Source organism: Pseudoalteromonas sp. Bsw20308, assembly GCF_000310105.2.
GTDB classification, from domain to species: Bacteria; Pseudomonadota; Gammaproteobacteria; order Enterobacterales; family Alteromonadaceae; genus Pseudoalteromonas; species Pseudoalteromonas fuliginea.
Genome location: NZ_CP013138.1, coordinates 203,887 through 228,331 on the forward strand (window position 1 = coordinate 203,887; position 24,445 = coordinate 228,331).

At 41.3% G+C, this 24,445-nt stretch carries 12 protein-coding genes and 3 rRNA genes; 7 read left to right on the forward strand and 8 right to left on the reverse strand.

Annotated features, from left to right (window positions below):
- Nucleotides 1–24 precede the first annotated feature (24 nt).
- Complete coding sequence (locus D172_RS00840) at nt 25–1,425, reverse strand: M20/M25/M40 family metallo-hydrolase (RefSeq protein WP_007377350.1); 1,401 nt, start codon at nt 1,423–1,425, stop codon at nt 25–27.
- A gap of 181 nt (nt 1,426–1,606) precedes the next feature.
- Nucleotides 1,607–3,694 carry a TonB-dependent siderophore receptor gene (locus tag D172_RS00845; protein ID WP_007377351.1) on the reverse strand — a complete coding sequence of 696 codons (2,088 nt, stop codon included), beginning with the start codon at nt 3,692–3,694 and terminating at the stop codon, nt 1,607–1,609.
- Between the two features lie 188 nt (nt 3,695–3,882).
- Between D172_RS00845 and dbpA the strand changes: the two genes are divergently transcribed.
- A complete protein-coding gene (gene dbpA, locus D172_RS00850) occupies nt 3,883–5,271 on the forward strand; it encodes an ATP-dependent RNA helicase DbpA (RefSeq protein WP_007377352.1) in 1,389 nt (462 codons plus the stop codon).
- 20 nt (nt 5,272–5,291) lie between these two features.
- Here the strand turns inward: dbpA and D172_RS00855 are convergent, their stop codons facing one another.
- Nucleotides 5,292–5,864 carry a DNA-J related domain-containing protein gene (locus tag D172_RS00855; protein ID WP_007377353.1) on the reverse strand — a complete coding sequence of 191 codons (573 nt, stop codon included), beginning with the start codon at nt 5,862–5,864 and terminating at the stop codon, nt 5,292–5,294.
- Nucleotides 5,865–5,940: 76 nt separating this feature from the next.
- Between D172_RS00855 and D172_RS00860 the strand changes: the two genes are divergently transcribed.
- The gene (locus tag D172_RS00860; RefSeq protein WP_007377354.1) at nt 5,941–8,766 is read left to right on the forward strand and encodes a tetratricopeptide repeat-containing hybrid sensor histidine kinase/response regulator; all 2,826 of its coding nucleotides are present in this window, start codon (nt 5,941–5,943) and stop codon (nt 8,764–8,766) included.
- Nucleotides 8,767–8,834: 68 nt separating this feature from the next.
- Here the strand turns inward: D172_RS00860 and rho are convergent, their stop codons facing one another.
- Entirely contained in the window at nt 8,835–10,094 is a 1,260-nt protein-coding gene (rho, locus tag D172_RS00865) for a transcription termination factor Rho (protein ID WP_007377355.1), read from the reverse strand.
- A 186-nt stretch (nt 10,095–10,280) separates the two neighbouring features.
- Nucleotides 10,281–10,607, reverse strand: a complete 327-nt coding sequence (gene trxA / locus D172_RS00870) for a thioredoxin TrxA (protein ID WP_002960942.1) — start codon at nt 10,605–10,607, stop codon at nt 10,281–10,283.
- A gap of 91 nt (nt 10,608–10,698) precedes the next feature.
- Between trxA and rhlB the strand changes: the two genes are divergently transcribed.
- The 5 genes from rhlB (at nt 10,699) to rrf (ending at nt 19,046) form a co-directional block, all read left to right on the forward strand.
- A complete protein-coding gene (gene rhlB, locus D172_RS00875) occupies nt 10,699–11,976 on the forward strand; it encodes an ATP-dependent RNA helicase RhlB (protein ID WP_007377356.1) in 1,278 nt (425 codons plus the stop codon).
- A 43-nt stretch (nt 11,977–12,019) separates the two neighbouring features.
- Nucleotides 12,020–13,513: a guanosine-5'-triphosphate,3'-diphosphate diphosphatase gene (gene gppA / locus D172_RS00880; RefSeq protein ID WP_007377357.1), complete on the forward strand. Its 1,494-nt coding sequence runs from the start codon at nt 12,020–12,022 to the stop codon at nt 13,511–13,513.
- Between the two features lie 542 nt (nt 13,514–14,055).
- A 16S ribosomal RNA gene (locus tag D172_RS00885) occupies nt 14,056–15,591 on the forward strand.
- 299 nt (nt 15,592–15,890) lie between these two features.
- Nucleotides 15,891–18,781, forward strand: a 23S ribosomal RNA gene (locus D172_RS00890).
- Between the two features lie 150 nt (nt 18,782–18,931).
- Nucleotides 18,932–19,046: ribosomal RNA gene (gene rrf, locus D172_RS00895) — 5S ribosomal RNA — on the forward strand.
- Together the 16S, 23S and 5S rRNA genes form the textbook arrangement of a ribosomal RNA operon.
- Nucleotides 19,047–19,227: 181 nt before the next feature.
- Here the strand turns inward: rrf and D172_RS00900 are convergent.
- The 3 genes from D172_RS00900 to uvrD form a co-directional block, all read right to left on the reverse strand.
- A complete protein-coding gene (locus D172_RS00900) occupies nt 19,228–20,076 on the reverse strand; it encodes a hypothetical protein (protein ID WP_007378915.1) in 849 nt (282 codons plus the stop codon).
- Between the two features lie 103 nt (nt 20,077–20,179).
- Complete coding sequence (locus D172_RS00905; RefSeq protein ID WP_007378914.1) at nt 20,180–22,249, reverse strand: GNAT family N-acetyltransferase; 2,070 nt, start codon at nt 22,247–22,249, stop codon at nt 20,180–20,182.
- Nucleotides 22,227–24,392, reverse strand: coding sequence for a DNA helicase II (gene uvrD / locus D172_RS00910; protein WP_002963007.1), 2,166 nt, complete (start codon nt 24,390–24,392; stop codon nt 22,227–22,229). The genes D172_RS00905 and uvrD overlap by 23 nt, the downstream gene beginning before the upstream one ends.
- Between the last annotated feature and the right edge of the window lie 53 nt (nt 24,393–24,445).

Sequence of the window (24,445 nt, forward strand, 5' to 3'; positions counted from 1 at the left end):
CACAAACTGTAAGTATGTCTGTTATTACTTATTTTGAGCTTTAGGCTTAATTGTTGTTTTTGCATCAGCAGCCATTAGAGCAAATACAGCGTATGCAGCGGTATTTTGACGAAGCTTAGCAGGTGTTACTTTATCAAGCGTATCGTCAGCTGTATGGTGGTAATCAAAGTAATCTGTACCATCTTGAGCAAGTTCAAAAATAGGTGCTGAGGTTGCTGCTTTAAGTGGAATTAGATCAGGGCCACCATTCGCTTGGTTTTTACCAATATGCTCAATATTTAACGGCGAAAGTTCTTTTGCAATAGCACGCACTACAGGAAGTGACTCTGCGCTTACGTTCGATTCAAAAGCATATACAACATCAGCACCAAAATCAGACTCAGCTGCAGCAACAATATTGCTTAGCTCGTTTTTATGCTTTGCAAAATAGGCTTTTGCACCCCAAAGGCCTAGCTCTTCGGCTGCAAAAAGTACCACACGAATACTACGTTTAGTGCGTTTTACATCGCTAATATGCTTAGCGGCTGCCATTGTTAGTGCAACGCCTGCACCGTCATCTAGTGCGCCAGTCCCTAAATCCCAAGAATCTAAATGCCCGCCGATCAGTACATATTGTTCTGGGTTTTCGGTACCATTAAATTGGCCAATAACGTTATAACCTGTGCCTTCACCAAGGCTTTCGGTTTGCACATTAATATTTACCGATACGTCTTTATCTAAAGCAATGAGTCGTGCAATCTGATCGGCATCTGGGTTAGCAATGGTTACATTAGGTATTTTTGTAACACCTTCTTTGTAGTAACTACCGCCAGTGTGTGCAAAACGATGATGACCGGTACTTACCGAGCGCATCATGTAGGCAACAGCGCCTTTTTTAGACGCCTCGATAGCGCCTGTGCCGCGTGCTTTTACAGCAGGTCCGTAACCATTCCCGTCTATATCGCGGTTCATGCGGTAATTAATATACGCAATTTTACCTTTTAAGCTGTTCGCCGGTGCGGCTTTTAGTTCATCAAGTGTTTCGAATAAGACTACTGGTGCTGTGATCCCATCTTTAGGCGTGCTTATACTGTTACCTAATGCAGTTAAATGTAGAGGTTGCTCGCTTGGTGTTAGTATTTTTCCGCTTTCACTATAACGGCGCCATTCAGGAAAAGTCGCTTCTTCAAGCCATACTTTATCAAAACCAAGCTCATTAAATTTAGCTTTAGCCCATGCCACTGCTTTTTTATCATTTTCAGTACCAGGTAAGCGAGGTCCTACTTCAGTTGTTAATGACTCTAGTAACTTATAGCTTAGATCACTATTTAGTGCAGAGGTGCGCACTTCATTGACTTGTTGTAATTGCTTTTGGGTAAATTCGGCATTGTTAGCGTTTGCAGCCATACTGCTAGTAAGCAGCAGTGCGGTAATTAATTTTTTCATTTGGGTAAGCCTTTTTAATAATTAGCGCTATTAGAACATGTAACAAACATGATAAAAAATAGATGAGATGAATAGGCTTTGTAATAGGTTTAATGCTGTTAGGTATAAACGTTTAGATATAAAAAAAGCCCGCGTAAATGTACGCGGGCTATATTCTAACACTGTTATTTAATGCATTTATTTAAAAGCTAAATTGCGCTGCTAAACGAAGATTTGTACCCTCGCCAACAGTTACATTACTAGTGCCGCCACCACCTAAATAGCTTTTATCAAATAAGTTTTCGATGTTAAGGCGTAAGTTAATATCGGTATTACTTAAATTAAACTTATAAGTAGCACCTACATCAACACGCGTATATGCATCTTTAGTAATTGTATTGTCGCTGTCGGCAAAGCGCTCACCTTCATAAAAAGCACCAGCGTTAAAAGCAATTGCATCGTTTAGTTCATAACGAGTCCAAAGTGATGCCGACCATTTAGGGGCATCAACAGGACGTTTGCCTTGCAACTCCTCATTCGCTCTTTCATAGTTCGCATCTAAATACATCGTAGAGGCCATTACAAATAAACGATCTGTTGCAGCGCCTTGTGCTGCAATTTCAAAGCCTTTGTGGCGTTGTTCACCAACCTGATTTGTCTCGGTTGTAACCGAGCCAATAGGAGCCTCAAGGTCTTCAGTGACCAGCGTTCCGTTTTTACTTATATCGAAAACGGCACCACTAAGCAGTAAACGGTCATCAAGCAGTTGCCATTTTATGCCAAGTTCTCTTTGTTCAGAGGTAACAGCATCTATTTCCATACCGAAGTTAATATCAGTTTCGTCGGTGATGGTCTCATTTTGTGGCTCAAAGCCTTCTGAGTAACTAGCGTATATAGTTGCAGAAGCATTTGGGTGATAAAGCACACCTACTTTTGGTACAAATGATTCGTTATTTTGGCCTTCACGCGTTTGCTTATCGTAACGGCCACCTAGCGATAATTGCCACTCTGGTGAGAACGAAATTAAGTCTTGAACGTAAATACCGTAGTAGTCGTATTCAGTTTCGCTTATTGTATCATCTGTTTTATAGCTTATTGATGGACGAGATGGCTCGTCTTGACCTGCTGAATAGTAAAGGTATTCTTCTTTAGGCAGTGCTGTGCGTAATTGCCCGTAGTAGTAATCAAGCGAGTTAGCGCCTACTAATAACTGGTGTTGAATGCCCGCGGTTTCAAACTCACCAATAAAATCAATAAATGCAGTTTTAAATTGCCAATCATCAAAGCGATCGTAAGGGCGAGATTCATAGCTGTCACCTTCAGCAAAGCCATTAGGCATGCGAGGTGCTGACTCAAAGCGTTGGCGCTCAAACGTTTGTTCGTTGTAACCAAGTTTTACTTGCCAGTTATCGGTTAAAAATACCTCTAGGTCTACACCTAGGTTTTCTACGGTTATGTCGGTAAATGCCCAAGACATATCACGGATTGTTTTATCATCGCCAATTACATTTGCATTGTCGTCTATCCATGCGCCCGTATCTAAACCGGCTTCGTCGTCTGTGCGGTCATAATGGACACGCACTAATGCGTTGTCGCTAATATCGTAATCTACAACTAAAGCACCTAAAAAGCGGTCGCGTTCACGGTTTTCGCCGTTTTGGTATTCACGCCAGTAGTCAACGTCTTGCTTTACTAAAATACCACGAGCACGTAAATCTTCCGATTCAGTTAATGCGCCTGCAGCATCAACCATAAAACGGGTTGAGCCATGCTGATCTACATCGGCACTGGCATTAAATAATGTTTGTGCTGTAGGCTTTTTAGTGACCATATTAACCAAGCCACCCGGGCCTGACTGACCATATAAAATGCTTGATGGACCTTTAATTACTTCAACCTGTTGCAATATTTCGATGGGTTGTTGATAGTGTGACCAATGTTGATGCCCGTCGCGTAAATAACCCGTAGATGAACTTAGCTCAAACCCACGCAAGTTAAATACTTCACGGTTTCGTTGTTGTGAACCAGCTGTTAGGCTTGCGTCATTTGTGAGTACTTCGCCAAGGGTAGTGGCAAGTTGTTCGCTAATAATAGTGTCGGTTATTACAGTGACAGATTGTGCAGTTTCAAGTAATGAAGCTGATGTTCTCATTGCGCCATTGGCGTTATCTACTTTGTAATCGTTAAAGTAGCTACCTTTTACTTCTATGCGTTCAAGGTCGGTAGAGTTTGCATGTGCGTTTGCGGTAATACTTGCTAATAGTGCTATGTAAAGAGAGTTCAGTTTCATTAATTGCTTCCAGGGCAGATATGTAAAAAAAATAGAGATCTTAATGCAAACTACTATCATTTTCAACACCTTTCATTAACCTGTTTATAATGTGTTTGCTAATGGTTGCCAATTACGAATTCTGCTATTATTAGCAGCATATTTAGTGGGACTTTCTCCCATGTTATTTTATTGCTATGGAACTTACTGTGACTTCAACTGCTTTTTCATCTTTGGCTTTACCGGCTGGACTCGTTGATAATTTATCAACACTTGGCTATGCCCACATGACACCTGTGCAAGCGCAAAGTTTGCCGCCTGTACTTGCTGGTAAAGACATCATTGCTCAGGCAAAAACCGGTTCAGGTAAAACTGCTGCGTTTAGCTTGGGTGTGTTAGCTAAACTAAACGTAAAACGTTTTCGTATTCAATCTTTAGTGTTGTGTCCTACTCGTGAGCTTGCTGAGCAAGTTGCAGTTGAAATGCGTAAATTAGCGCGCGGCATTCATAACATTAAAATATTGACGTTATGTGGTGGTGTTTCAATTGGCCCGCAAATAGGTTCACTTGAACATGGCGCGCATATCATTGTTGGCACACCTGGGCGTGTTGATGATCATATTCGTAAAGGTACTTTACGTTTAGATGATGTTGAAACATTGGTACTTGATGAAGCCGATCAAATGCTTGATATGGGTTTTCAAGACACACTTGATGCAATTATTGAGCGTATTCCACAAAATCGTCAAACATTGTTATTTAGTGCTACATTCCCAAGAGCCATTGAAGCAATTGCTAAGCGTGTACTTAAAAATCCAGAAATGGTTAAAGTAGAAGAAGAGCAAGCCAAAAGCACAATTAAGCAGTACTTCTACAAAATGGATAACAATAAGCAGCGCTATCCAACGCTTAAGTTATTACTTCTTAAATTTACACCACAAAGCTGTGTTGTATTTTGTAATACCAAAGTAGAAACACAACAAGTGTGTGATGATTTAGCTGACGAAGGCTTCAGCGCTGTTGCATTGCACGGTGATTTAGAGCAACGCGATCGTGAACGTACGCTCATTCACTTTGCAAATAAAAGTGCTTCAATACTTGTTGCCACCGATGTTGCAGCGCGAGGTTTAGATATTGATGACATGGATATGGTTATTAACTACCATTTAGCACATGACACGCAAACACATGTTCACCGTGTTGGCCGAACTGGGCGTGCTGGTAAAAAGGGCATTGCTTGTTCTATTTACGGTGAAGCAGAAGCGTTTAAAATTGCACAAATTGGCGATCATTACGAGCGTGATATTACTCCAGAGCAAATGCCGCCGTTTAATTTATTAGATAAACCGCCGTACCGCCCTGAAATGGTTACTTTGATGATTGATTCAGGTAAAAAGCAAAAAGTACGTGCAGGCGATATTCTTGGTGCTCTAACAGGTAAGGATGGGGTTGCAGGTCGTCAAGTAGGTAAAATTAACGTACTTGATAACGTAGCATTTGTTGCAGTTGAACGTAATTCATCAAAACCAGCACTTCGTAAATTAACTGAAGGCAACATTAAGGGGCGTAAAATACGCGCTCGTCGCCTTACTCGTTAATTTATATTTGAATGAATGTACTAACGAGCAGCTGCTTTTAGTTGCTCGTATTCTCCTTTTACTTTTTTAAATTTTATTTCGCAGCCGCTAGGCTTGTCGGGATGATTTTTGAGGGCTTGTTGCCGCCAGCGTTTTTGTAGCTCTTTAAGGGTAAAGTTAGTTGGCAGTTCCCATTTAGCAGTGAGCTCATCATAATTTTCTTTTGTTAACATTACTGTTGTATCTGCATGTTTTACCCTCTCCCAAAAACTAGTCAAGAGTGCATCTACTTCTTGTGCTGAGGCGTCGTAATTTTCCCAGTTTAGATAATAGTCCTTCAAATTTGTTTTAATTGTTAGTGGGTACTCACACTCTTTTTCTAAAAGTTCTATATGCAAAGCTGAAACTAACAATGTTTGTGGATGAAGCTGAGTTTGAAGTTGATACAGTGCATTCATGATGAGAAAGTTGCGCTTAAATAAATCACGATCAGGATTTTTATCAAGTGATTTAATTGCACCACTATTTATAAGTTCTGATGCTAGAATATGAACTTGCCAAACTTGCTTTGTTAATATTAAATCAAATATCTGGTCAATCAGTGGGTTAAGCATTGTTTACGCCCTAGTAATTGGTGTATCTTCGATAAAGATTACATTGTTATAAGTAACAATCTGAAGGATTAAAATTATGCGAGGCAAGTTTAAGTGCCTTTTATTCATTGTATGTAGTGCGCTAGCTCCACCGAGCTGTGCACAAAATGCTACTTTGTTACTTGATGAGTTTAAACAACAACAGCAATGGAGTGCAAAGCTTCAATCTGGTAATACATTGCTGGAAATGCAGGCAACCACCGCTAAAGTTCGTGCTTTAGTGTATTCAGAGTTGGGTAACTTAGCATTTTCTAACGGCCAATATCCTGATGCATTACACTATTTTAAACTACTCGAAAAAGAAACATCCCTCTCATTTTTACCTACAGAAAATTTTCGCGCAATAAAAATGCAAGGGGTGATACTGTTTTATCAAGGCTTATTTCAGCAGGCTATTGTTGAATATAGTCGTGCATTGGTTATTGCTGAAAATAACAATGAAAAGCTTGAACAAGCTAATATATTAAATAATATAGGTTTAGCCTATTTTGATATGCATAATTTAAAGCTCACTCTTGATTATTATTTAAAAGTACAAAGCCTCTATGAAACTGAAGGTAGCGATCAGGATAAGGCTGATATTTTGCTTAATATCGCTGGAGTTTATGTGCGGTTATCGCGCTATGACAGTGCATTCGCTATCTATAAAGATGTTCTTCAAGTTTACCAAAAGCTAGGAGATCAAAGTGGTATTGCCCAAGTATATAACAATATGGGTGTGGCTTCTTTTGAAAGTAATCAATTCGACTTAGCACTACATTACTACGAGTTAGCACTGCATTATTATTTATCTGTTAATGACTATAACCACTTATCAACTCAGTACACCAATTTAGCAAATATTAACTTAATTTTAAATAAAGTGGATGTTGCCTATGAACAAGCAAGATTAGGTGAGAAATTTGCACTTAAAATTTCAAATCAAAGTTTGGAGCTTAATGCGCTATATGCTTTGGGAAAGGTGCAATTTGTAAAAGGGGAACTCGATAAAGCTAAAGTGAGCTTGGAGCGTTCAACAGCGCTTGCCCACGAGTATAAAAGTGAGCGGATGATCCGAAATGGTTTAGGCACCAAGTCATTACTTGAAGCAAGCCAAGGTAATTACTCTAGTGCAATGATCCTTCACGAAAAGTTTATAGGTGAACTAAGACTATTGAGAAGCGATAGTATTATTAATGCATTGGCTGCATTGCAGGATCAATTCAAAGCAACTCAATTAAACCAAGAAATAAAGCAACTTAAGCAAGAGCGCAAAGTACAAGAATTAAAAATGGCTCAGCGCTCTCAGCTCACTTTGTTTGTTTTTGTATTGTTATTCTTGGTTGTTGTGACTGGTGTGGCACTGTATCGGCGTGGTGCAGAAAAGCGGGCGAAACATCACCTAGCTGAGCAGGTTGAGCAGCGTACAGCTGAATTGCAAGCAGTGGCGCAAGAATTAAGAGAAGCTAATGATGTAAAAAGTCAGTTTTTAGCAAATATTAGTCATGAAATTCGCACTCCTCTGACCGCAATTTTAGGCCAAACTGATGATTTAATTAACGGACTGTATGAACCTGAGCAACTTCAAGATGAATTAGAGATAATTCAACGCCATAGTGATCATTTAAAGAGTTTAATTAATGATGTGCTCGATTTAAGTAAAATAGAAGCAAATAGATTAGAGCTCAGTATTTCTTGTTTTGATATTGTGCAGTTAATAAATGATGTACACGCTATGTTTATTACTCAAGCGACAGCAAAAAACCTACGTTTAGTGTTAGATAATCAAATTGGTGATGAGTTTTACACAAAATTAGATTTAATTCGTGTTAAACAAATACTCATTAATTTATGTGCTAATGCGATCAAGTTTACCCATTCAGGCCAAGTAGTGATTGTTCTAAATAAGACAGAACAAGGAGTCGTATTGGTCATTAAAGACACCGGAATCGGTATGAACTCAACACAATTAAAACTGATTTTCGAGTGCTTTAGCCAAGCTGATAACAGTATTAGTCGCCGATTTGGTGGTACGGGTTTAGGTTTGAGTTTGTCGCAGCAATTAGCCTCTATGATGGGAGGTTATATTAGTGTGCAAAGCGAATATAAGAAAGGCAGTCAGTTTTCTTTCTTTTTACCGTGTGTAAAAGTTTCGAAAGAGCAGGGTCTTGCCGAATTACAAGCTCCAGTTTTAAAAGACAAGCAGTTAAGTGGGAGGGTTTTACTTGCTGAAGATCACCCTGATAATCGAAGGCTAATAAGTCGTTATTTACGCTCAATGGGACTCGAGGTTATTGCAGTTGAAAATGGTGAGCAAGCCGTTGAACAATGCTTGCAAGAAGATCCAGATATAGTCTTACTCGATATACAAATGCCAGTGATGGATGGACGAGCTGCCTTTCAATTATTACAACAATGCGGTTTTCAACGTCCTATTTTTGCTTTAACTGCGAATGCAATGAGCCATGAGGTGGATGATTATTTAACACTAGGGTTCAGCGGATATCTAGCCAAACCTATCGATAAAGAATTATTTTATAAAACGTTAACTCAGTATCTTGGTTACACTAAAACGCCACAACAAGTTGAACAAAGTGATATTGATATGAGTGACTTGGTTATTAGTTTTAAGCAGAGTTTTACTTTAGAAAATGAGACTATAACACAGCACTTTATATGTGAAGATTTTGAAGCATTACAAAAAGATAGTCATCGTATTTTAGGTGCAGCGCAAATGTTTGGGCTGGATGAAATAGCGCAAGCAGCTAAAGATCTAGACAGAGCTTTATTACAAAAAGAAGATAATAGGAATAAGCAACATATCAAAGAGTTAGTGTTTAACCTGCAAGGTATTCTTCGAAAATACATGAAGGTTAACACATAAGTCAAATTGTTATTTATGGTATTAAAAAAGCGCCAAAAGGCGCTTTTTATTTTGAGTTTGGACGCTTCTTATTGACGTCTCATCGAATCAAAGAACTCATCGTTGGTTTTGCTCATTGACAGTTTATCGATTAAAAATTCCATCGCATCAATTTCTGACATGTCATGAACAATTTTACGTAAAATCCAAAGCTTCTGTAGCTCATCTGGCTTAGTTAGTAATTCTTCACGACGAGTACCTGAGCGGTTAAAGTCGATAGCAGGGAATACACGTCTTTCCGCAATTTTACGGTTAAGGTGCAGTTCCATGTTACCAGTACCTTTAAACTCTTCGTAGATAACTTCATCCATTTTAGAGCCAGTGTCGATAAGCGCTGTAGCTATGATTGTTAAGCTACCGCCTTCCTCAACGTTACGTGCAGCACCAAAGAAACGCTTAGGTTTATGAAGTGCGTTAGCATCAACACCACCAGTAAGTACTTTTCCTGATGAAGGAATAACGGTGTTATAAGCACGTGCTAAACGAGTGATTGAATCTAATAAGATAACAACATCTTTTTTATGCTCAACTAAACGTTTTGCTTTTTCGATAACCATTTCGGCAACTTGTACGTGACGAGAAGCGGGTTCATCGAATGTAGAGGCAATAACTTCGCCTTTAACTAAGCGCTGCATTTCTGTTACTTCTTCCGGACGCTCATCAATTAACAATACCATAAGCGTTGCATCTGGATGATTGTGTGTAATCGATTGCGCGATATTTTGTAGTAGCATTGTTTTACCCGCTTTTGGCGGAGCCACTAACAAACCACGTTGACCGCGGCCAATTGGCGATGCTAAATCAAGTACACGGGCTGTAATATCTTCTTTACTGCCGTTACCGCGTTCCATACGAAAACGTTCGTTAGCATGTAACGGAGTCAGATTTTCGAAAAGAATTTTAGTACGAGAGTTTTCAGGTTTATCAAAGTTAACTTCATTTACTTTAAGTAAAGCAAAGTAGCGTTCACCGTCTTTCGGTGGACGGATAAGACCTGAGATTGAATCGCCAGTACGCATGCTGAAGCGGCGAATTTGGCTAGGTGAAACATAAATGTCATCTGGCCCAGCTAAGTAAGAGGCTTCTGATGATCTTAAAAAGCCGAAACCATCTTGTAAAATCTCTAATACACCGCCGCCGAAGATGTTCTCTCCGCCTTTGGCATGTGATTTAAGAATAGCAAAAATAATGTCCTGCTTTCTTAAACGGGCTACGTTTTCGAGCCCCATGGACTCAGCTTGGTTTACAAGTTCTTTTATAGACTTGTCTTTTAATTCGCGTAAATGCATATTGGTGGGTTCTTTATTACAGTTGTCATACTCAAAATCGCTTTGATCGTTGAGTGAGGTTTGTTGAATATAACTAAGGATTAGTTGGCTTTATAAACTAGCAGTTCACTGGCGAAGCGTCCAGTCTTTATACAAAATAAATTCAAAAAAGGGCAAAAAGCCCTTTTTTATAGTTCTAGCTTACAGTTAGATGTTGTTTTCTAAAAACTCGATAAGCTGAGTTTTTGAAAGGGCACCTACTTTCGTTGCTGCAACTTGGCCGTCTTTAAAAAGAAGCAAAGTAGGGATACCACGAATACCAAATTTTGGCGGTGTTCCCGCATTTTGGTCAATATTTAATTTAGCAACAGTTACACGGCTGTCGTATTCATCAGCAACTTCGTGAAGAATAGGGGCGATCATCTTACAAGGTCCACACCATTCAGCCCAGAAATCTACTAGTACTGGTTTGTCAGATTGTAATACGTCAGCTTCAAAGCTATCGTCAGTAATTTGGATTATTTTCTCGCTCATTGCGCTCTCCGATTTAGTTAGGCGAAATATTTAGTGCGTATTTAAACACTCTTGTTTCTTATTGCAAGTTTAAACGTTATGCTTAAACGCTATGACTAAGACACATTTAACCGATAAAAAGTTTTCAGACTTTGCTATCGCACCGGAAGTGGTTGCCGGTTTAACCGAGAATGGGTTTGAATATTGCACACCTATTCAAGCAAAATGCCTACCTTTTATTTGTGATGGACGCGATATCGCGGGCCAAGCTCAAACTGGTACAGGCAAAACGTTGGCATTTTTAACTGCCACGTGCCATCGGTTATTACAATCTAGCAAAGCACCTAGTAAACATCCAAGAGCCCTGATCATGGCCCCTACTCGGGAGCTTGCGATTCAGATACACAAAGATGCTAAAATTTTAGCGCCGCACTGTAATCTTAACTTAGGTTTAGTATATGGTGGCGAAGATTACGAAAAACAACGTGCACAACTAGAAAAAGGCGTTGATATTTTAATTGGTACTACAGGTCGCCTAATTGATCTGTATAAGCAAGGCTGTTACACCCTTAATGAAATTGAGGTTGTCGTGCTTGACGAAGCTGATCGTATGTTCGATTTAGGTTTCATAAAAGATATTCGTTATATGTTTCATCGTATGCCGGATACATCAAAACGTTTAAACTTATTATTCTCTGCCACATTATCGTATCGCGTACAAGAATTAGCGTTTGAGCACATGACAAACCCAGAACATGTTCAAATTGAACCTGATGTTAAAACGGGTAAACGCATCCAAGAAGAGCTATTTCATCCTTCGCAAGAAGATAAAATTAAGCTGTTATTAACCTTAATTGAAGAAGAATGGCCGGAAAAGGCAATTGTATTTGCAAATACAAAACACAGTTGTGAAACCGTTTATGCTTGGCTTAAGTCAGACGGTCATCGTGTGGGCATGCTTACTGGTGATGTTAATCAGAAAAAACGCCAAACTATATTAGCGCAATTTAGTAAAGGTGAATTGGACTTTTTAGTAGCAACTGATGTTGCAGCACGCGGTCTTCATATTCCAGAAGTAAGTCATGTATTTAACTTTGATTTACCGGACGATTGTGAAGATTATGTTCACCGTATTGGTCGTACTGGCCGCGCTGGTGCATCAGGCCATGCAATTAGCTTTGCGTGTGAGCAATATGCATATAACCTGCATGAAATTGAAGAGTATATAGAGCACAGCATTCCTTTATCGCATTACGATAAAACTGCATTGCTAGATGATTTAACTCAGCCTATTATTCAAAGAAAGCGCAACTATTCAACAGGTCCACGTAGCCGTAGTAATAACAGCGGACGTCGCCCAAATAATAGTTACCAAAAAGGACGGTCGTAAGCGATCGTTTGTATAAGCAGTAGTAACTAGAGGTTTTTGAACGGTGGGGCAACTTAAACCGCAAAAAAATGTTTATGCAGTTATTGATTTAGGCTCAAATAGCTTTCATATGCTTATTGTTAAATCAATCGCTGGTGGCCTACAAACAATAGGCCGCGTTAAACGAAAAGTTAGATTAGCCGCAGGACTTGATACAAAAAATGTATTGAGTTCTGAAGCAATGCAGCGAGGCTGGGAATGCCTTGCTCTTTTTGCTGAGCGCTTACAGGATATCCCCAAAAAAAATATCACCATAGTTGCAACTGCAACACTGCGTTTAGCAACGAATGCTGATGTTTTCAAAATTAAAGCCGAAAAAATTCTTGGTCATAATATCAATGTAATTAGCGGAGAAGTAGAAGCGCGCACAATTTATAAAGGTGTTGCTCATACTTCATCATGCACGGGCAAACAGCTTGTTATTGATATCGGTGGTGCTAGTACCGAGGTTGTTATCGGCAAAGGTTTTGAAGCACTGCACTATAAAAGCCTCAATATGGGGTGTGTAACCTATCTTGAACGCTACTTTAAAGATTGCCAATTAAGTGATAGTAACTTTAATACGGCAATAAAAGCAGCTCGCACTGTCATTGACGAAATATCTCCCGAATATAAAGCCGCTAGTTGGAAAGTTGCTTCAGGTGCTTCTGGTACAGTCCAAGCAATTCAAGAAATAATGGTCGCGCAAAATCTTGACGACTTACTTACGCTTGAAAAGCTTAACACGATAAAAAATCAAGCCATTGCATTTAGCACTATAGCCGCATTAGACCTTCCAGGGCTAAGTGAAGACCGCCGCTTGGTATTTGTATCCGGACTCGCTATCTTAATTGCGTTATTTGAATCTCTTGAAATAGAGAGCATGGGATTAGCGGGTGGAGCTCTGCGTGAAGGTGTTTTATATAGTATGGTGCCAGAGCTTCATAATAACAATATTCGTAAACGCACAGTTGATGGGTTTATGAGTCGTTATCATGTTGATCAAAAACAAGCGTGTCGAGTTTCAGGTTTAGCTGTGCAGTTAGCTGCAAATATTAATAAAGATTGGCCAATTGAAAGTTTAAATGGGCTACCATTATTAAAAGCAGTAGCACAGCTTCATGAGGTTGGATTGCTAATTGAGTATAAGCAGTACCATAAACACACTGCTTATATTTTGGAAAATACCGATATGCCAGGTTTTTCACAGTCTGAGCATAAATTAATAGTAGCGGTAGCAGATGCACATCGTTCTGACTTTCCAAAAGACTGCTTTAACTCTCTCGGTATAAATAGTTTATTGGCACAATACATTGTTAGGCTATTACGTATTGCGGTTATTTTATCAATGCGTAGACAAGATGATGTAGTGCCTCATTTTGAGTTAACTGCTAAAAATGAAGTGTTAGACCTTAAGTTCGAAAGAAACTGGTTAAAGGATCATCCATTAATGGCCAGCGAGCTACAACAAGAGTCTAAACAACAAGGTAAACTTGGGTGGAAGTTCATAGTAAACTAATTAAAAAAGGCCCATCAGGGCCTTTTTAGTGTTTAAAGTAACCATTTCGATGCAAATATGTGCGAACAGCATATTATTTCAAGTTTTCTTTAAAAAAGGGTTGATCTGTTTTCGGATCTCCCTATAATGCGACCCCACTGAGACGGGAAACGCCAACGCATAGCGGGGCACGAACAACTCAGGGTGTTAAGTAAAACTTAAATTGAATCTTTTTAGAAAGTTTAAATTTAAGTGTTGACAAAAAAATAGGAAAGCGTAATATGCGCAGCCCTAGCGAGATAAAGTTCAACTTTATAATCGCAACGTTCTTTAACAATATAAAGCAATCATCTGTGTGGGCACTCGTACAGATTGAGTTCTAACAGCCAAACTACTTCGTTCTTTATTGAGCAAGTAACGAGGCAAACAAATTAGAGTCTCAATTGAAAACTGAGTGACCAACAGAATAGTTATTTCGGTAATTATTCGGCACAGTCAATTCAATATCGAAAGATATTAAAAAATTCAGAATTCATTGAGCTGTCGAAAGACATAAAACTTTTTAATTGAAGAGTTTGATCATGGCTCAGATTGAACGCTGGCGGCAGGCCTAACACATGCAAGTCGAGCGGTAACAGAGAGTAGCTTGCTACTTTGCTGACGAGCGGCGGACGGGTGAGTAATGCTTGGGAACATGCCTTGAGGTGGGGGACAACAGTTGGAAACGACTGCTAATACCGCATAATGTCTACGGACCAAAGGGGGCTTCGGCTCTCGCCTTTAGATTGGCCCAAGTGGGATTAGCTAGTTGGTGAGGTAATGGCTCACCAAGGCGACGATCCCTAGCTGGTTTGAGAGGATGATCAGCCACACTGGGACTGAGACACGGCCCAGACTCCTACGGGAGGCAGCAGTGGGGAATATTGCACAATGGGCGCAAGCCTGATGCAGCCATGCCGCGTGTGTGAAGAAGGCCTTCGGGTTGTAAAGCACTTTCAGTCAGGAGGAAAGGTTAACGGTTAATACCCGTTAGCTGTGACGTTACTGACAGAAGAAGCACCGGCTAACTCCGTGCCAGCAGCCGCGGTAATACGGAGGGTGCGAGCGTTAATCGGAATTACTGGGCGTAAAGCGTACGCAGGCGGTTTGTTAAGCGAGATGTGAAAGCCCCGGGCTCAACCTGGGAACTGCATTTCGAACTGGCAAACTAGAGTGTGATAGAGGGTGGTAGAATTTCAGGTGTAGCGGTGAAATGCGTAGAGATCTGAAGGAATACCGATGGCGAAGGCAGCCACCTGGGTCAACACTGACGCTCATGTACGAAAGCGTGGGGAGCAAACGGGATTAGATACCCCGGTAGTCCACGCCGTAAACGATGTCTACTAGAAGCTCGGAGCCTCGGTTCTGTTTTTCAAAGCTAACGCATTAAGTAGACCGCCTGGGGAGTACGGCCGCAAGGTTAAAACTCAAATGAATTGACGGGGGCCCGCACAAGCGGTGGAGCATGTGGTTTAATTCGATGCAACGCGAAGAACCTTACCTACACTTGACATACAGAGAACTTACCAGAGATGGTTTGGTGCCTTCGGGAACTCTGATACAGGTGCTGCATGGCTGTCGTCAGCTCGTGTTGTGAGATGTTGGGTTAAGTCCCGCAACGAGCGCAACCCCTATCCTTAGTTGCTAGCAGGTAATGCTGAGAACTCTAAGGAGACTGCCGGTGATAAACCGGAGGAAGGTGGGGACGACGTCAAGTCATCATGGCCCTTACGTGTAGGGCTACACACGTGCTACAATGGCGCATACAGAGTGCTGCGAACCTGCGAAGGTAAGCGAATCACTTAAAGTGCGTCGTAGTCCGGATTGGAGTCTGCAACTCGACTCCATGAAGTCGGAATCGCTAGTAATCGCGTATCAGAATGACGCGGTGAATACGTTCCCGGGCCTTGTACACACCGCCCGTCACACCATGGGAGTGGGTTGCTCCAGAAGTAGATAGTCTAACCCTCGGGAGGACGTTTACCACGGAGTGATTCATGACTGGGGTGAAGTCGTAACAAGGTAGCCCTAGGGGAACCTGGGGCTGGATCACCTCCTTATACGATTTAGAACTTATTTGTTCGTAGTGTCCACACAGATGATTGTTAATTAGTGCTTGTCCCTTTGGGATAACTAATTAATATGCTCTTTAAAAATTTGGAAAAGCTGATAATAAAATTCTGATGAATACATTGTATTTATCAAGAGTTTTCAAAAGTAAAAAAACAATGGTAGCAGTACCATTGAGTGCCATTTAGTTAACTCTTATGAGTTAATTGATTGGTATCTACTTTAGTATTCAATATTGACTTCTGGCGAAGTTAAACTGTCACAAAACAAAGACCCGTTTGGGTTGTATGGTTAAGTGACTAAGCGTACACGGTGGATGCCTTGGCAGTTGGAGGCGATGAAGGACGTATTAACTTGCGATAAGCCTAGTCAAGCTAGTAAAAAGCGCTTGAGACTAGGATTTCCGAATGGGGAAACCCACCTGCTTGCAGGTATCGTTAACTGAATACATAGGTTAACGAGGCGAACGCGGAGAACTGAAACATCTAAGTACCCGTAGGAAAAGAAATCAACCGAGATTCCGAAAGTAGCGGCGAGCGAAATCGGAACAGCCCTTAAGCTTATTATGTGTTAATGGAAGGCTGCTGGAAAGCGCCACGATACAGGGTGATAGTCCCGTACATGAAAAGACATTTTAAGTGAAATCGAGTAGGTCGGAGCACGTGAAACTTTGACTGAATATAGGTGGACCATCATCTAAGGCTAAATACTCCCAACTGACCGATAGTGAACCAGTACCGTGAGGGAAAGGCGAAAAGAACCCCTGTGAGGGGAGTGAAATAGAACCTGAAACCGTGTACGTACAAGCAGTAGGAGCCCACTTGTTGGGTGACTGCGTACCTTTTGTATAATGGGTCAGCGACTTATATTTTGTAGCGAGGTTAACCGAATAGGGTAGCCGTAGGGAAACCGAGTCTTAACTGGGCGAATAGTTGCAAGGTATAGACCCGAAACCCGGTGATCTAGCCATGGGCAGGTTGAAGGTTGAGTAACATCAACTGGAGGACCGAACCCACTAACGTTGAAAAGTTAGGGGATGACCTGTGGCTAGGAGTGAAAGGCTAATCAAACCGGGAGATAGCTGGTTCTCCCCGAAATCTATTTAGGTAGAGCCTCGGACGAATACTTACGGGGGTAGAGCACTGTTAAGGCTAGGGGGTCATCCCGACTTACCAACCCTTTGCAAACTCCGAATACCGTAAAGTAATATCCGGGAGACACACGGCGGGTGCTAACGTCCGTCGTGAAGAGGGAAACAACCCAGACCGCCAGCTAAGGTCCCAAAGTCATAGTTAAGTGGGAAACGATGTGGAAAGGCCCAGACAGCCAGGAGGTTGGCTTAGAAGCAGCCATCCTTTAAAGAAAGCGTAATAGCTCACTGGTCGAGTCGGTCTGCGCGGAAGATGTAACGGGGCTAAACTATGCACCGAAGCTGCGGATTCAGAATTTATTCTGAGTGGTAGGGGAGCGTTCTGTAAGCGGTTGAAGGTGTACCGGGAGGTATGCTGGACGTATCAGAAGTGCGAATGCTGACATGAGTAACGATAATGGGAGTGAAAAACTCCCACGCCGGAAGACCAAGGGTTCCTATCCCATGTTAATCAGGGTAGGGTAAGTCGACCCCTAAGGCGAGGCCGAAAGGCGTAGTCGATGGGAAACAGATTAATATTTCTGTACTCGATATAATTGCGATGGGGGGACGGAGCAGGCTAAGCAAGCATAGCGTTGGTAGTCTATGTGAAAGTGAGTAGGGCGTTTGTTTAGGTAAATCCGGACGAACATTAAACCTGAGACACGAGACGAGTCACTACGGTGATGAAGTTGCTGATGCCATACTTCCAGGAAAAGCCTCTAAGCTTCAGATTATATGGAATCGTACCCCAAACCGACACAGGTGGTCAGGTAGAGAATACTAAGGCGCTTGAGAGAACTCGGGTGAAGGAACTAGGCAAAATCGTACCGTAACTTCGGGAGAAGGTACGCTCCTATCTGTGATGAGACTTGCTCTCTAAGCGGACGGGAGCCGCAGTGACCAGGTGGCTGGGACTGTTTATTAAAAACACAGCACTGTGCAAAATCGCAAGATGACGTATACGGTGTGACACCTGCCCGGTGCCGGAAGGTTAATTGATGGGGTTATCCTTAGGGAGAAGCTCTTGATCGAAGCCCCGGTAAACGGCGGCCGTAACTATAACGGTCCTAAGGTAGCGAAATTCCTTGTCGGGTAAGTTCCGACCTGCACGAATGGTGTAACCATGGCCACGCTGTCTCCACCCGAGACTCAGTGAAATTGAAATCGCAGTGAAGATGCTGTGTACCCGCGGCTAGACGGAAAGACCCCGTGAACCTTTACTACAGCTTGGCACTGAACATTGAACCTACATGTGTAGGATAGGTGGGAGACTTTGAAGCAGCGACGCTAGTTGTTGTGGAGTCAACCTTGAAATACCACCCTTGTAGTTTTGATGTTCTAACGTTGGCCCCTGAATCGGGGTTACGGACAGTGCCTGGTGGGTAGTTTGACTGGGGCGGTCTCCTCCTAAAGAGTAACGGAGGAGCACGAAGGTTGGCTAAGTACGGTCGGACATCGTACGGTTAGTGTAATGGTAGAAGCCAGCTTAACTGCGAGACAGACACGTCGAGCAGGTACGAAAGTAGGTCATAGTGATCCGGTGGTTCTGAATGGAAGGGCCATCGCTCAACGGATAAAAGGTACTCCGGGGATAACAGGCTGATACCGCCCAAGAGTTCATATCGACGGCGGTGTTTGGCACCTCGATGTCGGCTCATCACATCCTGGGGCTGAAGTCGGTCCCAAGGGTATGGCTGTTCGCCATTTAAAGTGGTACGCGAGCTGGGTTTAGAACGTCGTGAGACAGTTCGGTCCCTATCTGCCGTGGGCGTTTGAGAATTGAGAGGGGTTGCTCCTAGTACGAGAGGACCGGAGTGAACGAACCGCTGGTGTTCGGGTTGTCATGCCAATGGCATTGCCCGGTAGCTACGTTCGGAACTGATAAGCGCTGAAAGCATCTAAGCGCGAAGCAGGCCTCGAGATGAGTTCTCACTAGACTTTTAAAGTCTCTGAAGGGCCGTTGAAGACTACAACGTTGATAGGCAAGATGTGGAAGTGGTGTGAGCCATTAAGCTAACTTGTACTAATTACCCGTGAGGCTTAACCATACAACGCCAAACGCGTTTTATGTGATAGTGAAACACGCGAAGAAGTTAATATAACTAAAGTAGATATTACTTAGAAAGACTTAAAAAATATTATCAGATATTTTCCAAATTCAGTTAATGCGCAGAAATACGTATTAACGCCCAAATTTGCTTGGTGACAATAGCGTTTTGGACCCACCTGACTCCATGCCGAACTCAGTAGTGAAACGAAACAGCGCCGATGATAGTGTAGCATTTGCTATGTGAAAGTAGGACATTACCAGGCTTCAAATTGTAGGGAGCCCGACTAGAAATAGTCGGGCTTTTTTACGTCTGCAGAAAAGTGAAATATGGGGGAGTAACGAACATTACATACTCGATTCTTCTCCAATTCATCTAAATGTACAAGTTGAGCGGAATAGCTCATTATTCCAGTACTAAAGTTAATAACCAAATTTAAAGGTTATTTAAAATAGTCCGTAAGCTTGGGTTTCTTCACTTTCGGATTCTTCTATTTGGGTTGGTTTAAATATCACGCTTGGATCAATTAACACACTGTGCTTTTGTGAAAGCTTGATTAATCCTCGCATCATATTTTTAGTTTGTGGGTCTAGATCAAAACCAACCTCAGTGAGCTTATCCAGTGGCCTTATGTCTTCTTTTTTATAGTCGATATTGTCTTCGACTTTATCTACTAATAAACCAACATGTGGATTTAATCCGTCTTTGGTGGTGAAAACAATAATAGGTTTATAGTCTAAGGTTATTTGCTCTTTAGCTGATTCAAATAAACGCTCAAGCTGAATTAGACTATTACGCTTAATTTTGTCGAGCAGAGCTGATACTTGTTTATGATCACTTTGATTATGGGCTGCTATGGCTGCCTTTGCTGTCTCTAGTAATGATTGGAAAGGCTTGTCAAGCCGAGAGATTGTTAATTTTAAATCTTCATTGTCGGTGTTGAATTCTTTGTAAAACAAAACAAAATCTTGTAGTTCTGCGTCATTATTTGAAATAGAAGCCGAGCTATTTAATACGTTACTTTGAAGGGTATTAAACCAGTTTAATAGTTTGTCTTGCCATATTCTTAGTTGCTTTAGTACATGCGTATTACTTTGTTCAGTTGAGATATTATTTAAAATAATACCTAAATCAAAAACAGGTGTTGGTATATCCATATAATCTTTAACACCAATAAAGCTTTTATTATTGTTTGGTAAAGTTGTTAGATTATTGTCAAAGCGCTCAGTTAATAAAATGTCGAGTATCTTTAGTGAAATTGTTTTGCAGCCCACTTTAAAGTTTATTAATTCCATGCCTTTATCTTAATTTACCTATTAATGCTTTAAGGATAGAACAAATTAAATAAATAGCTTAAAGATGGATAAAATTTAACAGAGATAGGGCAACTAGAAATTATTAGATAGTGCTAGTGAGGTTTTTTATGGCACGTTTAAATTGATTATCAAGCTGTTTTTTTCCTAATAATCCTAAGTGTTGAATCACTTTTTCATTACTTTCATTTTGAAGTACTAACTTTATTAACAGTTGTTTATCAGACTCTGTTAATTGAGATATACAAGAAGGTGACTGGCTCAGTAACTGCCAAAGAGTTGCAGAGATACTAAATTGAGTGAAGTTACTTTTAGTGAGCAGCGCTAGTCGCTCGTGAGTCTCTAGGCTTATTAACTCGTCGCTAAATCCTTCAATTAGAATATTCACGAGTTGCGAATCTAGTGTTTTAAAGTGTGTTAAAAGAGCATAAAAAAAATCGCTTTTAAACTGCTTTTTCAAAGGTTGAATAATTGTACTTTTGTCACTTAAGCATTTAACTACAAGCGCCGAATGTTCAGCGGTGCTTTTATCGCGTTGATATCCCAGTTTTACAGTATCAAATCCTAGGTTTTGCCAAAAATTAAGTAACTGCGCTGTTGCGCCAAAGCTTGCACCAAGCCAACTACATTGGCTTTTTACCTGCGACTCGCAATAACTAAGTAGCTTTTTACCAAGTCCTATATTGTGAGAGCTTGGATCAATCGCTATTCGTACAACGCGAGCGCTCAGTTGTGTTAAACAGTCATTATTAAAGCTAAGTTGTGAGAGTGCTTGCGCCATTAAATGCCCCTGTGGGCGACGCTCTCCACTTATAACTTGTAGGGCAAGTTCTTCACTCAAACCACCTTCTATGGCGATTAAGCATACGCCAACTAATTGATTATTAATTTTGCTAATAAATAGCCGTTGCGATGGTGCGTCTAGTAGCTGGCGTAAGTCGTTGACACTACTTTGATAGTGAGCTAATGCAAGCAGGGCAATAACTTGCTGCAGTAACGGCTCATTATTACCAAGGGACTGCTGTGTTATTTCACTATGAACTGGCTGCTCTAATTCATCACTACTTAACTCTATATATTGTGCATCGAGTGCTAGTAGTGTGCGAATGTGTTGCTCAAGAGGATCGTGTTTAGCAAAGCGCAGTGGCTCATCAAGTGTTACAACTTTAGAGGCTTTATAGTGTGCTTTAATATAGTTACTAAAGCGAATGGTATAACCCCTACCATTGCCTTCATACCCAACCAGAGTGCTTGCAAATACTATACGAGGGTAATGAGCTAGCATTTGTAGTAATAACGGAACAGGGATTGCTGCAGCTTCATCAACGAGTAGTAAATCGCACTCAGGTAGTGTGTTTAATAACGCGTCAGGTGCAACGTAGTGCAAGTTGGCGAGCTGTTTATGTTCAGCGTTGTATTGAAGGCTTAACTCTTGGGCTAAATGTTTAAAGCTGCTATGGGTCGCTTTAAATTGAGTGCTGCTAATAATTACTTTTTTATCAGCTAATTTTGCGGCTGCTAAGCCAAGTGCTGCCGACTTACCTCTGCCTCTATCAGCATTAATGAGTAAAGGCCTATTGGCACGGCCATTAGCTACTTTTACTATTTTTTCAACGCAGTTTTGCTGTGGCTCATAATCAATTTTATTATGCATTACATAGCTAGCGTTATTACTAATACAGCCATTTTTTTCACTAAAGTAAAAAGCGGGCAACGGTTTAATAATAGTCGCGAAACGCTGATTAAATATGCTGTAGTTAATGTTCTGACCGTGTGATTGCACTGTACTTAATGCTGGATCTTGCCAAGAGGTTAAATCATCTAGTTCAGGCAGTAATAAAAACAGTATACCGCCTGCTTTAACGGTGCCGGCAAGTGCTGCAAGTTTATCAGGGTGCAAACCACTAAAACCATTGTAAACAGCATGAGCAAATTCTTGCCCTAAAATTTGGTGAGTGCGAGTAGGCCAGTACGAATTTTTAATCGCGCACTGCTTTGATACAACAAGTGTATTGTTTTCATCTATTAATGAGTTAAGTATTTCATAACACCAAGCTGGGCTGCCAGTTATTAACACTAGCTGACGATGATACGCGCCAGCTAATTGTTGCTCTAACTCATTTAGGTGTGCTTTATACCGCTTGTAATCGTGCATAAGCCGTTACTAACCATTTACTACCAAGGTCGTCAAAGTTAACTTGTACGCGAGATTGTGCGCCACTGCCTTCGTAATTAAGTACGGTACCAATACCAAACTTAGCATGCAGTACGCGTTGTCCTAAGTTAAAGCCACTGTCTTCAAATGCGGCATGGCTAACTGATGCGCTAAAACGCCCAGCGGCAGGCGGGCGAGAAACCTGTGTTTTAATACGGATTTCTTCTACGCAGTCTTCAGGGATTTCGCGTAAAAAGCGAGATGGGCTATGGTATTTTTCTTGCCCGTATAAGCGGCGACTCTCAGCATGGCTAATATATAACTTATCCATTGCTCGTGTCATGCCTACATAACAAAGGCGGCGCTCTTCTTCTAAGCGACCCGACTCTTCGTTGCTTTGCTGAGAAGGGAACATGCCTTCTTCTACGCCTACCATAAACACTAGCGGAAACTCTAAGCCTTTAGCTGAGTGAAGCGTCATCATTTGTACGGCGTCTTCGTGTTCTTCTGCCTGCCCTTCACCTGACTCAAGTGATGTATGGGCTAAAAAGCCTTGTAGTGGTGAGCTGTATTCTTCGTCTTCAGGTAGCTCATACTGGTCACATGCGCTAATTAGTTCTTCTAAGTTTTCTACGCGAGCACGGCCTTTTTCACCTTTTTCAGCTTGGTACATTGCCATCAAGCCTGAGGTTTGAATTGTGTACTTGGCTTGCTCATGCAAAGTTAGATCGCTAATTTTATCTTCTATTTGTTCAACTAGTTCTACAAACTTACTTACTGCACCAGAAGCACGACCAGATAAATGCTGTTGTTCTACAATTGCTTTTGCGGCATACCAAAGCGGTAACGATTCTGCTCGTGCACAGTCGCGTATATGGCTCAATGTTTTATCACCAATACCGCGTGCTGGCGTATTAATTACACGCTCAAATGCGGCATCGTCTTGACGATTACCCACTAGACGTAAGTACGACAACGCATCTTTAATTTCTTGTCGTTCGAAGAATCGCATACCACCATAAATACGGTATTTTAAGCCTTCTTGTAGCATGGCCTCCTCAAGTACACGAGATTGCGCGTTACTACGGTATAAAATTGCGGCATCTTGCAAGGCATTTCCTGCATTTAACCAGCTTCGTAGCTTGCTACTCACAAAGCGTGCTTCGTCTAACTCATTAAATGCTGCATAAATAGAGATTGGCTCGCCATCGTTACCGTCGGTCCACAAGCTTTTACCCATACGTTCTGAGTTATTTTGAATTAATGCGTTGGACGCTTTCAAAATAGTTGCTGTTGAACGGTAGTTTTGTTCAAGACGAATGGTTTCTGCGCTAAAGTCAGTTAAAAATCGTTTAATATTTTCTATTTTAGCACCGCGCCAACCGTAAATACTTTGGTCATCGTCGCCTACAATCATGATACTGCTTGTATCGCCTGCAAGTAACTTTAACCAAGCATATTGAATGGTATTTGTATCTTGGAACTCGTCTACGAGCATATGTGCAAAGCGTTGCTGGTAATGACGTAGTAACGTAGGGTTATTTTTTAACACTTCGTAGCTGCGTAGTAATATTTCGGCAAAATCAACTAAACCAGCTCTATCACAGGCTTCTTGATAGGCGGCGTAAACACGCAGCATCATTTGCTCGTTAATATCGTATGCTTGAATATCTTTAGGGCGAAGTGCTTCATCTTTTTTAGCGCTTATGTACCAGCCAAATTGTTTAGCAGGCCATTTTTTATCATCGATATTCATCGATTTTAATAAGCGCTTGATCATCCGAAGTTGATCGTCAGAGTCTAAAATTTGAAAGGCTTCAGGTAAGTTAGCTTCACGGTGATGAGCACGTAAAATACGATGCGACAAACCATGGAACGTACCAATCCACATACCACCTACAGGGGCTTTTAGTGTTTCTTCAACGCGGCTGCGCATTTCTTTAGCCGCTTTATTAGTAAAGGTTACGGCAAAAATACTGTAAGCAGATGCTTGCTCAACTTGCATAAGCCACGCAATACGATGAACTAACACTCGTGTTTTACCAGACCCAGCACCTGCTAATACCAGCATGTTTTGTAGTGGGGCTGCAACGGCATCGCGTTGTTTGTCATTTAAGCCATCGAGTAATTGTGAAACGTCCATCGTTACGCCTTTTTAATCAATATTGTGGGCAGTATAACAGGTGTTTTTGTTAG

Coding starts and splice junctions, on each gene's coding strand:
- D172_RS00840 (WP_007377350.1), bottom strand. CDS start 1,425: ATGAAAAAATTAATTACCGCACTGCTGCTTACTAGCAGTATGGCTGCA.
- D172_RS00845 (WP_007377351.1), bottom strand. CDS start 3,694: ATGAAACTGAACTCTCTTTACATAGCACTATTAGCAAGTATTACCGCA.
- D172_RS00855 (WP_007377353.1), bottom strand. CDS start 5,864: ATGCTTAACCCACTGATTGACCAGATATTTGATTTAATATTAACAAAG.
- D172_RS00860 (WP_007377354.1), top strand. CDS start 5,941: ATGCGAGGCAAGTTTAAGTGCCTTTTATTCATTGTATGTAGTGCGCTA.
- rho (WP_007377355.1), bottom strand. CDS start 10,094: ATGCATTTACGCGAATTAAAAGACAAGTCTATAAAAGAACTTGTAAAC.
- trxA (WP_002960942.1), bottom strand. CDS start 10,607: ATGAGCGAGAAAATAATCCAAATTACTGACGATAGCTTTGAAGCTGAC.
- rhlB (WP_007377356.1), top strand. CDS start 10,699: ATGACTAAGACACATTTAACCGATAAAAAGTTTTCAGACTTTGCTATC.
- D172_RS00900 (WP_007378915.1), bottom strand. CDS start 20,076: ATGGAATTAATAAACTTTAAAGTGGGCTGCAAAACAATTTCACTAAAG.
- D172_RS00905 (WP_007378914.1), bottom strand. CDS start 22,249: ATGCACGATTACAAGCGGTATAAAGCACACCTAAATGAGTTAGAGCAA.
- uvrD (WP_002963007.1), bottom strand. CDS start 24,392: ATGGACGTTTCACAATTACTCGATGGCTTAAATGACAAACAACGCGAT.